Annotated in this window: 9 protein-coding genes; 3 read left to right on the top strand and 6 right to left on the bottom strand. The window is 71.0% G+C overall.

Features of this window, described 5'->3' with window-relative positions; all coding sequences use genetic code 11:
- Positions 1-23 precede the first annotated feature (23 nt).
- The 3 genes from MCAG_RS05560 to MCAG_RS05550 all read right to left on the bottom strand — a co-directional run bounded on the left by MCAG_RS05560 (position 24) and on the right by MCAG_RS05550 (position 5459).
- Positions 24-1682, bottom strand: a complete 1659-nt coding sequence (locus MCAG_RS05560) for a hypothetical protein (RefSeq protein WP_036372461.1) — start codon at positions 1680-1682, stop codon at positions 24-26.
- Positions 1683-2042: 360 nt separating this feature from the next.
- Positions 2043-3605, bottom strand: coding sequence for a hypothetical protein (locus MCAG_RS05555; RefSeq protein ID WP_036372459.1), 1563 nt, complete (start codon positions 3603-3605; stop codon positions 2043-2045).
- A gap of 369 nt (positions 3606-3974) precedes the next feature.
- The gene (locus MCAG_RS05550; RefSeq protein ID WP_007071993.1) at positions 3975-5459 is read right to left on the bottom strand and encodes an aminopeptidase P family protein; all 1485 of its coding nucleotides are present in this window, start codon (positions 5457-5459) and stop codon (positions 3975-3977) included.
- A 110-nt stretch (positions 5460-5569) separates the two neighbouring features.
- Between MCAG_RS05550 and asnB the strand changes: the two genes are divergently transcribed.
- Positions 5570-7531 (top strand): asparagine synthase (glutamine-hydrolyzing), encoded by a 1962-nt coding sequence (gene asnB, locus MCAG_RS05545; RefSeq protein WP_007071992.1) that lies wholly within the window; start codon positions 5570-5572, stop codon positions 7529-7531.
- A 127-nt stretch (positions 7532-7658) separates the two neighbouring features.
- Here the strand turns inward: asnB and MCAG_RS05540 are convergent, their stop codons facing one another.
- Positions 7659-8759 carry a lytic polysaccharide monooxygenase gene (locus MCAG_RS05540; protein WP_036372457.1) on the bottom strand — a complete coding sequence of 367 codons (1101 nt, stop codon included), beginning with the start codon at positions 8757-8759 and terminating at the stop codon, positions 7659-7661.
- 345 nt (positions 8760-9104) lie between these two features.
- On the opposite strand from MCAG_RS05540, the gene MCAG_RS05535 reads away from it, so the two are divergent.
- On the top strand, positions 9105-10040 hold the full coding sequence (locus MCAG_RS05535) for a carbohydrate kinase (RefSeq protein ID WP_036372455.1): 936 nt from the start codon (positions 9105-9107) through the stop codon (positions 10038-10040).
- 19 nt (positions 10041-10059) lie between these two features.
- On the opposite strand, the gene MCAG_RS05530 is transcribed toward MCAG_RS05535, so the two are convergent.
- Positions 10060-10890 carry an MBL fold metallo-hydrolase gene (locus tag MCAG_RS05530; RefSeq protein ID WP_007071989.1) on the bottom strand — a complete coding sequence of 277 codons (831 nt, stop codon included), beginning with the start codon at positions 10888-10890 and terminating at the stop codon, positions 10060-10062.
- Positions 10887-11309 (bottom strand): thioesterase family protein, encoded by a 423-nt coding sequence (locus MCAG_RS05525; RefSeq protein WP_007071988.1) that lies wholly within the window; start codon positions 11307-11309, stop codon positions 10887-10889. The genes MCAG_RS05530 and MCAG_RS05525 overlap by 4 nt, the downstream gene beginning before the upstream one ends.
- A 60-nt stretch (positions 11310-11369) precedes the next feature.
- Between MCAG_RS05525 and MCAG_RS05520 the strand changes: the two genes are divergently transcribed.
- Positions 11370-12407 (top strand): phosphatase PAP2 family protein, encoded by a 1038-nt coding sequence (locus MCAG_RS05520; protein WP_036372453.1) that lies wholly within the window; start codon positions 11370-11372, stop codon positions 12405-12407.
- Positions 12408-12418 lie beyond the last annotated feature (11 nt).

Raw genomic sequence — 12418 nt, 5'->3', positions numbered from 1 at the left:
CAGCCGATACCGCGTGACTGTCTTCAGTTGGCGCAGCCGGTGACGTTGGTGCAGTTGCGGGGTTCGTTCTTCTTGATGATGGTCTTGTCGTCGAGGTCGACGTTGGCGTTGTTGGCGTTGGCGTTGAAGATGCCGCCCGCGCCGGCGGTTTCGGCGGCGAAGTTGCCGACGATCTTGCTGTGGCGGATGGTGAGGACGGCGTTGTTGTCGTTGTAGATGGCGCCGCCCTGTTCGGCGTGGTTGCCCTTGAACTCGCTGTCGTAGAGGTTCAGGGTGCCGCCGTTGAACAGGCCGCCGCCGTTGTCGCCGGCGGTGTTGTCGGCGAAGAGGGCGTGCCTGATGGTGGCGATGTTGGTGCTGTTGTTGAAGACGCCGCCGCCGTCGTCGGTGGCCTTGTTCTCGGCGATGATGACGTACTCCAGCAGCATGGTGGAGTTGCCGTCGTTGTGGATGCCGCCGCCGTCGTCGCAGGCGGTGTTGTGGGCGATCTTGGTGCGGGTGACGGTGAGGCGGGCGTCGTCGTCGCTGTGGATGCCGCCGCCGTCGTTGCTGGCCTTGTTGTTGGTGATCTGGCTGTAGGTGATGGTGGCGATGCCGTCGTCCTCGTTGGCGATGCCGCCGCCGTTGCCGCTGACGGCGCTGTTGCCGGTGGCGGTGTTGTTGTCGATGCGGGTGTCGTTGACGGTCAGTTCGCCTTCGTTGTAGATGGCGCCGCCGTTGCCGCCGTTGCCGACGCCGCGGGCGTGGTTGTTGGCGAGGATGCTCTTGTCGATCTCGACCTTGCCGAAGTTGGCGATGGCGCCGCCGTTGCCTTCGGTGCCGACGCCGGTGGCTCGGTTGTCGATCAGCTTGGTGTGCTTCAGGGTGGCCTCGCCGCCCTCCTGCACCAGCAGGGCCCCGCCGTTGGCGCCGCTCGGCGGCGGCGGGGGCGCGGTGATCTGGCCGCCCTTGAGGGTGAGGTCCTTCAGCGTCAGATCGCCGCCGGAGGCGACGGTGAAGAACCGGAACAACTCGCTGCCGTCGTGGAACAACGTCGAGTTGTTGCCCAGGATCGTGATGCGCTGGTCGATGACGGGGAAGGCGTTGTTGGCGGTCTGCTCGTTGAACTTGTACGTGCAGTCCTTGGCCAGTTTGAACGCCCCGCCGTTGTCCTCGTTGGCCCTGTTCACCGCCTCGACGAGCACGTCGGTGTCACACGGCAGTTCCTTGGCGTCCTTGCCGTCCTCGTCCTTGCCGTCCCGACCGTCCCTGCCGTCCCGACCGTCCCGACCGTCCCTGCCGTCCTTGCCCTGCCAGTCCTTGCTGTCCTTGCCCTGCCAGTCCTTGTCCTGCCAGTCCTTGCTCTGCCAGTCGTCCTGGCCACCACGGGCGTCCTGGCCACTGCGGTCGTCCTGGCGACTGCGGTCGTCCTGGCCACCGCGGGCGTTCTGCCCTTCCTGGCCCTTGCCGGTTTCGCCCGCACGGTCGTCGCGACCGGCGGTGTCGTCCTTAATGACCTGCTCGGCCGTGGACCACTTCAGGTCGGCGAGACGGTCGACCCCGACGGCGCCCGCGCTGCTCGCGGCGGCGACGCCGGCGAGGCTGACCACGCCGGTCAGCCCGGCGACGCCGGTGGCGAGCCACAGCTTGCGCCGGCTCTTCGGCGCGGTGTTCTCGGCGTTCTTGCGAAGGTAGTTGGACATCGGAGCTCTCTGCTCTCTCCTCGTACCAGACAGGGCTGCTCCGCCACCGCGGGCTGCCCTGGCTACAAATCGGTTGTAGCTACTGAGGCCCACCGTATGAGAATCTTTTTCTCTTCAAGGCCATATCCGAAAGCAACCCACGTTAGGGGTATCCCGGGCCAAGGTGGGACGGTCCGGACGGCGGGGAGTGAGGCCCACAGTCGTGCCGAACCGGGGGCTTGCGTCACGAGCCGCCTCAACCGGCCCGGAACCCCGCCACGGGCTGGCACCTTTCCAACCCCGATCGCCAGCGGACGGCGCCCGCACGGAAGGGATCCCTCCCTCGTGCCCGGGGAAGGGATCCCTTCGCTATGTGGTGGTTCAGTTGGCGCAGCCGGTGACGTTGGTGCAGTTGCGGGGTTCGTTCTTCTTGATGATGGTCTTGTCGTCGAGGTCGACGTTGGCGTTGTTGGCGTTGGCGTTGAAGATGCCGCCCGCGCCGGCGGTTTCGGCGGCGAAGTTGCCGACGATCTTGCTGTGGCGGATGGTGAGGACGGCGTTGTTGTCGTTGTAGATGGCGCCGCCCTGTTCGGCGTGGTTGCCCTTGAACTCGCTGTCGTAGAGGTTCAGGGTGCCGCCGTTGAACAGGCCGCCGCCGTTGTCGCCGGCGGTGTTGTCGGCGAAGAGGGCGTGCCTGATGGTGGCGATGTTGGTGCTGTTGTTGAAGACGCCGCCGCCGTCGTCGGTGGCCTTGTTCTCGGCGATGATGACGTACTCCAGCAGCATGGTGGAGTTGCCGTCGTTGTGGATGCCGCCGCCGTCGTCGCAGGCGGTGTTGTGGGCGATCTTGGTGCGGGTGACGGTGAGGCGGGCGTCGTCGTCGCTGTGGATGCCGCCGCCGTCGTTGCTGGCCTTGTTGTTGGTGATCTGGCTGTAGGTGATGGTGGCGATGCCGTCGTCCTCGTTGGCGATGCCGCCGCCGTTGCCGCTGACGGCGCTGTTGCCGGTGGCGGTGTTGTTGTCGATGCGGGTGTCGTTGACGGTCAGTTCGCCTTCGTTGTAGATGGCGCCGCCGTTGCCGCCGTTGCCGACGCCGCGGGCGTGGTTGTTGGCGAGGATGCTCTTGTCGATCTCGACCTTGCCGAAGTTGGCGATGGCGCCGCCGTTGCCTTCGGTGCCGACGCCGGTGGCTCGGTTGTCGATCAGCTTGGTGTGCTTCAGGGTGGCCTCGCCGCCCTCCTGCACCAGCAGGGCCCCGCCGTTGGCGCCGCTCGGCGGCGGCGGGGGCGCGGTGATCTGGCCGCCCTTGAGGGTGAGGTCCTTCAGCGTCAGATCGCCGCCGGAGGCGACGGTGAAGAACCGGAACAACTCGCTGCCGTCGTGGAACAACGTCGAGTTGTTGCCCAGGATCGTGATGCGCTGGTCGATGACGGGGAAGGCGTTGTTGGCGGTCTGCTCGTTGAACTTGTACGTGCAGTCCTTGGCCAGTTTGAACGCCCCGCCGTTGTCCTCGTTGGCCCTGTTCACCGCCTCGACGAGCACGTCGGTGTCACACGGCAGTTCCTTGGCGTCCTTGCCGTCCTCGTCCTTGCCGTCCCGACCGTCCCTGCCGTCCCGACCGTCCCTGCCGTCCCGACCGTCCCGACCGTCCCTGCCGTCCTTGCCCTGCCAGTCCTTGCTGTCCTTGCCCTGCCAGTCCTTGTCCTGCCAGTCCTTGCTCTGCCAGTCGTCCTGGCCACCACGGGCGTCCTGGCCACCCTTCTTGTCGTCCTTCTCGCCGGAGACCGGGTCGGGCTTGCCGGCGTCACTGACGTTCTTCTTCGGCGTCGACGACTGCGCGTCCGAGAGCCGGTCCGCGCCGCCGGACTTGTCATCGCGAGCGGCCAGGCCGCCCAGTGCCGCAAGGCCGACCACGCCGGTCAGTCCGGCGACGCCCGCAGCCACCCAGAGTTTCCGCCGCCCTCGTGCCGGTGTGCCCGCGGGCGGGCCACCGTCAGGTGTCGTTATGTCATTGGACATCAGAGCCTTCCGCCCTTTCCTGCTGCCAGACGGGGTCGCATCGCTCGAAGCAGTGCGACCGGCCACAAATGGGTTTGTAGCCTCTGATAGCCACCGTATGAGAAGGTTCCTCGCGAGAGGCGTGAATCCGAAAAACCCCCGCATTCCTCTCACCTCGGGCGGGACGCGTCAACCCGGCAGCCCGGGTAGGAAGTTAGGTGAGCAGCGCAGACGTCGACGGGCCCTGCCGCCGGTCGCGTCGACGTCAAACGTCGCGACCGGCGGCAGGGCCCGTCGTGTGGTCGTACCCCTGGATCAGCCCGGCAGGCGCGGACCCGCCTCGCGCTGCTCGGCCAGCCAGGTCTCCACCTCGTCGGCGGCGCGCGGCAGCCCGGCGGAGAGGTTCACGGCGCCGGTCGCGGTGACCAGGATGTCGTCCTCGATCCGGATGCCGACGCCGCGCAATTCCTCCGGGACGAGGTCGTCCTCGGGCTGGAAGTACAGCCCCGGCTCCACGGTGAGCACGTAGCCCTCGCCGAGTGCGCCGTCGCGGTACGCCTCCTTGCGGGCGTTCGAGCAGTCGTGCACGTCGATGCCGAGCATGTGCCCGAAGCCGTGCAGCGTCCACCGGCGGTAGACGGTCGACTTCTCGTCCATCGCCTCGTCCACGCTCACCGGCAGCAGGCCCAGGTCGTGCAGCCCCTCGGCGAGCACCCGCATGCAGGTGCGGTGCACGTCCTTGAACGGCACGCCCGGCCTGATCGCGTCGATGCCGGCCTGCTGGGAGGCGTACACGACGTCGTAGACCTGGCGTTGCAGCGGGTTGAACCGGCCGTTGACCGGCAGCACCCGGGTGACGTCGGCGGTGTAGAGGTTGCGGTTCTCCACGCCCATGTCCATCAGCAGCAGCTCACCCGGTCGGGTGGTGCCGTGGTTGTGCACCCAGTGCAGGATCGTGGCGTGCTCACCGGCCCCGACGATCGAGCCGTAGCCGACGTCGTTGCCGTCGTGCCGGGCGCGCAGCGCGAAGATGCCCTCCAGCAGCCGCTCCGAGACGCCCCGGTCGGCCGGCAACACCCGGGCCACGTCCTCGAAGCCGCGCACGGTGGCGTCGATCGCGTCCTGGAGTTGGGCGATCTCCCACTCGTCCTTGACCAGCTTCAGCTCGGAGATCGCGATGGCCAGTTCCCGGTCGCGGGCGGGCTGGCCCTCCTCCCGGGGCCCGTCGTACGGGCGCACGGCCGCGTCGACCCGGGCGTCGAAGCCGCGCAGCACCCGCGTCCGCCCCGGTGCCAGGTCGGCCAGCGCCGCCTCCAGCTCGGCCAGGTCCGCGGTGGGCAGGCCCAGCTCGGTCGACTTCTCCGCGAGGGTGTGCCGCCGGCCCACCCACAGCTCGCCGTGCCGGCTGCGGAAGAACTCGTCGTTGTCCCGCGAGGAGCGGGGCCGCATGTACAGCACCGCGTCGTGCCCCGAGCCGTTCGGCCGCAGCACGAGCACGCTGTCCGGGTCGGGGTCGCCGGTCAGGTACGCGAAGTCGCTGCCCGGCCGGAACCGGTACTCGGTATCGTTGGCGCGTACCTTCTCCCCGCCCGTGGGGATGACCAGCGTCTCGCCCGGGAAGGCCGCGGAGAGCGCGGCCCGCCGCTTGGCGTGGTTCGGCACCTCCACCCGGGGGCCGATCGGCAGGGTCGTGTCCCGCCATCCCTGACGCATGAACGACAGGAACGCCTCCGGAAAATCCGGGTCGTGCGACTCGGTGCCGTCGTCCGGCGGCTGGCCGTCCGTCCGGTCCTCGCTCATGATCCGCTCCCTCCGCCTCATTCCTGTCCAGACGGTACCCCGCACACGCGGGTGCGGAGACCCTGTGGTGCCCGCGACGGCAGCCCTCGCCGCGTGGAAAGATGACCACCATGTGCGGACTCCTGGCCTTCTTCAGCGCTAACGGCAATGCCGCCGCCCACCGCGATCACATCGCGGGGGCGTTGGAATGCCTGCACCACCGCGGACCGGACGAGACCGGGGTCGAGGTGGTCGGTGACGCGGGCGGCCGGTACGCCGACGGGGTGTTCGCGCACAAGCGCCTGGCGATCATCGACGTGGCGTCCAGCCACGAGCCGTTGCCGTACGCGGGCGGACGCTACCTGCTGACCTTCAACGGCGAGATCTACAACTACATCGAGCTGCGCGACGAGCTGGTGCGCGCCTTCGGCGCCCAGTTCGCCACCGCCGGCGACGGCGAGGTGATCGTCGCCGGCTACCACTACTGGGGCGAGCAGGTGCTCACCCGGCTGCGCGGCATGTTCGCCTTCGTCATCTGGGACCGCCAGGAGCGCCGGGCGTTCGGCGCGCGCGACAACTTCGGCATCAAGCCGCTGCACTACCTGGAGACCGCCGACGGGCTCTACCTCGCCTCGGAGAAAAAGGCGCTGCTGCCGTTCGCCCAGTCGGCGTACGCCGGGGACGCGGGCATCGACACGGCGAACCTGAGCCACTACCTGACCCTCCAGTACGTCCCGGAGCCCGGCACCCTGCACCTGGGGATCAGCCGGATCGGGTCGGGGGAGTACCTGACCTGGACCCCGGGCGGCCGGATCGACGTGCGTCGCTGGTACCGCCCGGTGTTCCGGCCCGCCCCGGTCGCCGACGAGCAGCGGCTCTACCACCAGATCCGGGAGACGTTGCGGGAGAGCGTCCGGATGCACATGCGTTCGGACGTGCCGGTCGGCTCCTTCCTGTCCAGCGGCATCGACTCCACCGCCGTGGTGGCCCTGGCCCGCGAGTTCAACCCGCACATCCTCACCTTCACCGTCGGCTACGACGTTCCCGGGTACTCGGAGATCGACGTCGCCCAGGAATCGGCCCGGCACCTCGACGTGACCACCATCCCGACCAAGATCGGGCCGCAGGACATGATCGACGCGCTGCCGAAGATCGTCTGGCATCTGGACGACCCGGTGGCCGACCCGGCGCTGGTGCCGCTGTACTTCGTGGCGAAGAAGGCCGCCGAGCACGTCACCGTGGTCCTCTCCGGCGAGGGCGCCGACGAGTTCTTCGGCGGGTACACCATCTACCGGGAGCCGTTGTCCCTCGGCGCGGTCAACGGCCTGCCCGACGGGGTGCAGAAGGGGCTGCGCGCGGTCTCCAGGGCCATCCCGCAGGGGGTCAAGGGCAAGAGCTTCCTGGAACGCGGCACCACCCCGATCGAGCAGCGCTACTACGGCAACGCCCGGATGTTCACCGAGGAGGAGAAGCAGCACCTGCTGCGCCGCTACGACCCCTCGGTGCGCTACACCGACGTCACCGCCCCGATCTACGCCGAGTGCACCGAGCTCGACGACGTGACCAAGATGCAGTACGTCGACCTCTACACCTGGCTGCGCGGCGACATCCTGGTCAAGGCCGACCGGATCTCGATGGCGCACTCGCTGGAGGTCCGGGTGCCGTTCTTGGACAAGGAGGTGTTCGACGTGGCGGCCACCATCCCGGTGGACCTGAAGCTCCCGCCGCGCTCCGACGCCACCAAGTACGCCATGCGCCAGGCGCTCCAGGGCGTCGTGCCGCCGGCCATCGTCAACCGCAGGAAGCTGGGCTTCCCCACCCCGACCCGGGTCTGGCTGCGCGGCGAGATGTACGAGTGGGCCCGCTGGGTGCTCGCCAACTCCGGCGCGGGCGAGCTGATCGACCTGCCGTACGCGATGCGGCTGCTGGAGGAGCACAAGCGGGAGGAGGCCGACCACTCCCGCAAGGTGTGGACCGTGCTGATCTTCTGCATCTGGCACGCGATCTTCGTGGCCAAGACGCTCGACCCGGGCATCCAGCGCAACCAGTCGGCGCTGCTGACGAAGCCGGTCGTCGGGTCCATGGTTCGCTGAGCGGGCGATCCCCGGTCCGCTGAGCCGGACGAGGAAGGGCCCCCGCCGACGGCGGGGGCCCTTCTCGGGTGCGCCGCGCTCGTCGGGTGCGGCGGCTCGCCGCCGCACCCGACGAGCGGGCACGGGATCACACGCGGGTGCAGCTCACCGTCGGCAGCGAGCTCGTGCCGCTGCTGCCGGCGACGAAGCCGAAGGCGGTGGTGCCCTCCGGCGCGACCGTGCCGTTGTAGGGGCTGTTGGTGACCGTCACCGTCGACCCGGACGTGGTGTACGTGCCGTTCCACAGGCTGTGGATGGTCTGGCCCGTCTGCCAGGTCAGGGTCGCCTTCCAGCCGGCGAAGGGCGTCGAGCCGTGGTTCATGATGGTCACCTCGCCCTGGAAGCCGCCGGACCAGGAGCTGATCACCTTGTAGACCGCCATGCAGTCACCGCCGGGCGGCGGCGTGGTCGGCGCGGGGGTGGTCGGTGCCGGGGTGGTCGGGGCCGGGGTGGTCGGTGCCGGGGTGGTCGGGTTCGGGGTGCCGCCGATGCCGGTCACCTGGCCGTTGCCGCCGTCGAAGGTGACGTCCGAGCAGCCGAAGAAGTTCTCCTGGCTGTCCGAGCGGACCCAGCGCGAGTAGATGATGTGCCGGCCGCTCTTACCTGACGGCAGGTTGCCGCTGAAGTAGTAGTGCCCCTCGTTGGTGCCCACCGGACCGTTCTGCGGCGGGTTGGTCACCGTGAGGAAGGGCTGCGTCTCCAGGTCGCTCCAGGCCAGCGCCCGGGTCGGGCTCCAACTGTCCTTCGTCACGTAGAAGTAGAAGGTGCCCGGGTGGTGGGCCCAGTTGCTGTACTTGAAGTCGAACCGGGCGCCTGCGGTCAGGTGGGTCAGCGGCCAGTCGGTGCGGGCCGCGTCGTAGCCGCTGAAGCCGGGGTTTCCGCCGCTGCACAGCTTGCCGTCAGGGATGAAACCCACGGTACGACCGCCAGCGTCCGAGCGCAGCACGCTGAACCAGTTGTACAGCGAGTTGGGCCCGTTCTGAGCGACCGCGGCTGAGCAGGCCGGGTTGTTCGGCTTGATCTCACCGGTGGGGGCGAGGCCGTCCTTCCAGCAGAGGTAGGTCCGGCTGCCGGGGGTCATCGCGGCCCCGTGGGCAGCGGCGGGATTGGGGCTGGCCACCAGGGTGGCGGCACCCGCGGCGAGGGTGGCGGCCGCGATGAGCAGCGCGGCCGTGCGGGAACGGGTCACGGGGTTCTCCTGACTCGCGGAACGACCGCACCGGCCGTTCCGCTGCGACGAGCGGATGTCACGATCGCGGTGTCGCGCCCGTGCCCGTGGGCCGACGGCGCGCGTCACCGACGGTCCGCCTCGGCGGACCGGCGTGCCCCTCGCGCTGGCTCTCCCGGCGCCGGCGGACACGACAGCCCTCGCATCGGCCGGCATCGTCATCTCACCACGCCGGATCCGCCCGCCGCAATAGCCGATCGTCGATGACATCTGCCCCACGGCCGGTCACGTCGAGGTTCGGTGCCGGCGTCGCCGTCACGTAGGACAGGATTGGGGCACGGTAGCGAAACGACGGAGGGACCCACGATGGGATACGCGGTGGTGCTGGGCGAGGCACTGGTCGACCTGCTCGACGCCGAGTGCGACGGCCAGCCCGTCTTCCGGCAGGCGATCGGTGGCGGACCGCTCAACGTCGCCGTCGGGGTGGCCCGGCTCGGCGGGTCGGTGCAGTTCGTCGGCTCGCTCGGCGACGACGTGCTCGCCTACCGGATCCGCGCGTTCCTGGCCGACGCCGGAGTCGGGCTGGCCGGGGCGGTCACCGCGCCCGCGTCGACCGCGCTGGCGGTGGCCACCCACACCGGAGCCGAGCCGGACTTCCGCTTCTACGGCGAGCCACCATCATTTGGGCTGCTCACCGCCGACGACCTGGACGTCGACCTGGTCGGGGGCGCCGACGTGCTCTACTGCGGGTCGATCGTGCTGCTGTCGCCGAGCGTGCTGGCCGCCACGCGCCGGGCCTGGTCGCTCGCGGGCGGGCTGCGGGTGTTCGACCCGAACGTCCGGCCCCGGCTGCTCGACGGCCCGGCTGCGCTGGCCGCCCTGCGCGAAACGGTCGCGGAGTTCGCCGCCTCCGCCCACCTGGTCAAGCTCAGCACCGCCGACGCGGAACTGCTCTACCCCGGCGAGCCGGTCGAGGGGGTCGCGGCGTACCTGCGGGAGTTGGGGGCGGGGACCGTCGTGGTCACCCTCGGCGCGGACGGCGCGGTGGTCGCCCCCGCCAAGGCCGATCCGGTACGCGTACCCGCGCCGAAGGTGCGCGCGGTGGACGCCACCGGCGCGGGCGACTCGGTGATGGCGGCCCTCGTCGCCGACCTGCTGGTCGACGGGGAGCCCGCCGACCCGGCCGACTGGCACCGGCGGGTCGCGTTCGCGCTGCGGGTGGCCGGCCTGGTCTGCGAGTCACCGGGCGGGGCGGTCGCCATGCCCACCCGAGCCGAGGTGCTGCGCCGCTTCCCCGGCTGACCCGCCCGCCCCCGTCCGGTCAGCCGACGCCGTCCAGTTCGGCGTAGCCACGGCGGGCGGCGGTGAGGGCGGCACGGGCACCGAAGGGGGCCTCGGCGGCTACCCGCTCCGGTGGGGCCCCGCCGGTGTGGCCGGCCCGGATCAGCCAGGACAGCTCGGCGAGCTGCCCGTGCTGGGCCCGGACGAACTCCGGGTCGACCAGCTCACCGTGCCCCGGCACGACCACCGTGCCCGGGGTGGTCAGCCGGAGCAGCTCGGCGACCGCGTCCGGCCACTGCAACGGGTACGACTCCTCGAACGCCGGCGGGCCGCTCTGCTCCACCAGGTCCCCGGCGACCAGCACGTCCGCGTCCGGCACGTGCACCACCAGGTCGGCGTCGGTGTGCCCGTGCCCCGGGTGGCGCAGCACCACCCGCCGGCCGCCGACGTCCAGCACCGTCTCGCCGCGCACGACGTGCGTCGGGGCCAGCAGCCGCGTGCCGGCCAGCTCGGCGGCCAGCTCGGGCCGGGCGGCGCGCACCTCCTCGTACGCGGCCCGGCGCACCTCGTCGGGGCGGTCCCGTAGCGCCACGGCGGCGGCCTCGTGCGCGTACACCGGGCGGGCCGGGTCACCGGCGAGGACGGCGTTGCCGAAGCAGTGGTCGAAGTGGTGGTGCGTGTTCACCACCGCCCACGGGTGCGGGGTGATCGCGCGGGCGGCGGCGACCAGCTCGGCGGCCTGCCCGGCGGTGGAGAGGGTGTCCACCACCAGCGCCCCGCCGTCGCCGACCACCAGCGTGACGTTGACGTCGAGCAGCGGCTCGCGCAGCACGTACACCCGGTCGGCGACCTCGACGAACCGCCGCGTCATGCCGTGGCCGCCCTGGCCGGCGCGCCCGAGGCCCGCTCGACGAAGCGCCGCCGGTCGACCAGCGTCCGCTCCACCCGCCCTCGCGCGACGATTTCCCCGGCGTCGGTGACCGTCACCTCGAAGCCCAGCCGCCGACCGTCGACGGCGGTGAGCCGGGCCCGCGCGACCACCGTCCGCCCGACCGGAGTGGGGGCGAGGTGGTCCAGCTCGACCCGGGTGCCGACCGTCGTGCGCCCTGGCGGCAGCGCCCCGGCGGTCGCCGCCACCGTCGCCGCCTCGGCCAGGGCGACCACCCGGGGGGTGCCCAGCACCGGAACGTCGCCGGAACCGGCGGCCAGCGCGGTGTCGGCCTCGGTCACGGTCAGCTCGACCCGCGCGGATCGGCCCGGCGCGAGGGGTTGCTCCGACTGCTCCTGCATGGGCACAGCCTAGGTGGTCGGCGTCGGCCGTTCCGGGTGCCGCCGTTAACCTGGACGGCGATGGCCGTCGTGACTGAGCCCCAGCCCCCCGCCCCCACCGGACCACCCGGGTCCCCCGACGGCGGTCGCCGCCGCGTGGCCGCCATGGCGGCCTGGGCGGTCGCCTTCGTGGCCGGCTGGCTCGTCATCGGCCTGCCCACGGACCCGGCGTACGCGTTCCTGTGGATCTGGGCGGCCACCATCGCGTGGCACTCCCGCCGCCCGTGGCGCAGCCACCTGCGGTTCGCCCGCGACTGGGTGCCGGTGGTGTTGCTGCTCGCCGTCTACAACCTGTCCCGGGGGTTCGCCGACAACGGTGCCACCCCGCACGCGATGGAACTGATCGTCGCCGACCGGTTCATGTTCGGCTGGGCCACCGGCGGCGAGGTGCCGACCGTCTGGTTGCAGGAGCACCTCTACCGCCCCGAGGTGCGTTGGTGGGACGTGCTGGCGAGCTGGGTGTACTTCTCGCACTTCGTGGTGGCGCTCGCCGCCGCCGCCGTGCTCTGGCTGCGCGACCGGCGGCGCTGGGCGGCGTTCATGCGTCGCTGGGGCTTCCTGTGCGCGTCGGGGCTGGTCACCTACTTCCTGTACCCGGCGGCGCCGCCCTGGTGGGCGGCGCAGAACGGCCTGCTCACCGAGGTCGCCGGGATCTCCACCCGGGGCTGGAAGGCGTTCGGCATGCACGGCGCCGGCAACCTGCTCAACGCCGGGCAGATCGCCTCGAACCCGGTGGCCGCGATGCCGTCGCTGCACACCGCGTTCGCCCTGTTCGTGGTGGTGTTCTTCCTCCGCTCGGCCCGCCGCCGCTGGTGGCCGCTGCTGCTGGCGTACCCGCTGGCGATGACCTTCACCCTGGTCTACTCCGGCGAGCACTACGTCATCGACGTGCTGGTCGGGTGGGCGTACGTGGGGCTGGCCTTCCTGGTGGTCGGCCTGGGGGAGCGCTGGTGGGCCGCCCGCCGGGCCCCCGCCTCGGGTCCGGCCGACGGCGGGCCGCGCGGTGCGGAGCCGGCCGACCCGGTCGCCGAGCCGCCGGCGGTGCCGGCGACCCGCTGAGCCGCCGCACC

The sequence above is a fragment of the Micromonospora sp. ATCC 39149 genome, from assembly GCF_000158815.1.
Lineage (GTDB): Bacteria > Actinomycetota > Actinomycetes > Mycobacteriales > Micromonosporaceae > Micromonospora.
Note: the sequence above shows the minus strand (reverse complement) of the source record. Positions and strands in the feature narration are given on the sequence as shown.

What these genes read in the sequence shown, in the direction of transcription:
- MCAG_RS05520 (WP_036372453.1), top strand. Translation starts at nt 11,370, where the DNA reads ATGGCCGTCGTGACTGAGCCCCAGCCCCCCGCCCCCACCGGACCACCC.
- MCAG_RS05530 (WP_007071989.1), bottom strand. Translation starts at nt 10,890, where the DNA reads ATGACGCGGCGGTTCGTCGAGGTCGCCGACCGGGTGTACGTGCTGCGC.
- MCAG_RS05560 (WP_036372461.1), bottom strand. Translation starts at nt 1,682, where the DNA reads ATGTCCAACTACCTTCGCAAGAACGCCGAGAACACCGCGCCGAAGAGC.
- asnB (WP_007071992.1), top strand. Translation starts at nt 5,570, where the DNA reads ATGTGCGGACTCCTGGCCTTCTTCAGCGCTAACGGCAATGCCGCCGCC.
- MCAG_RS05550 (WP_007071993.1), bottom strand. Translation starts at nt 5,459, where the DNA reads ATGAGCGAGGACCGGACGGACGGCCAGCCGCCGGACGACGGCACCGAG.
- MCAG_RS05525 (WP_007071988.1), bottom strand. Translation starts at nt 11,309, where the DNA reads ATGCAGGAGCAGTCGGAGCAACCCCTCGCGCCGGGCCGATCCGCGCGG.
- MCAG_RS05535 (WP_036372455.1), top strand. Translation starts at nt 9,105, where the DNA reads ATGGGATACGCGGTGGTGCTGGGCGAGGCACTGGTCGACCTGCTCGAC.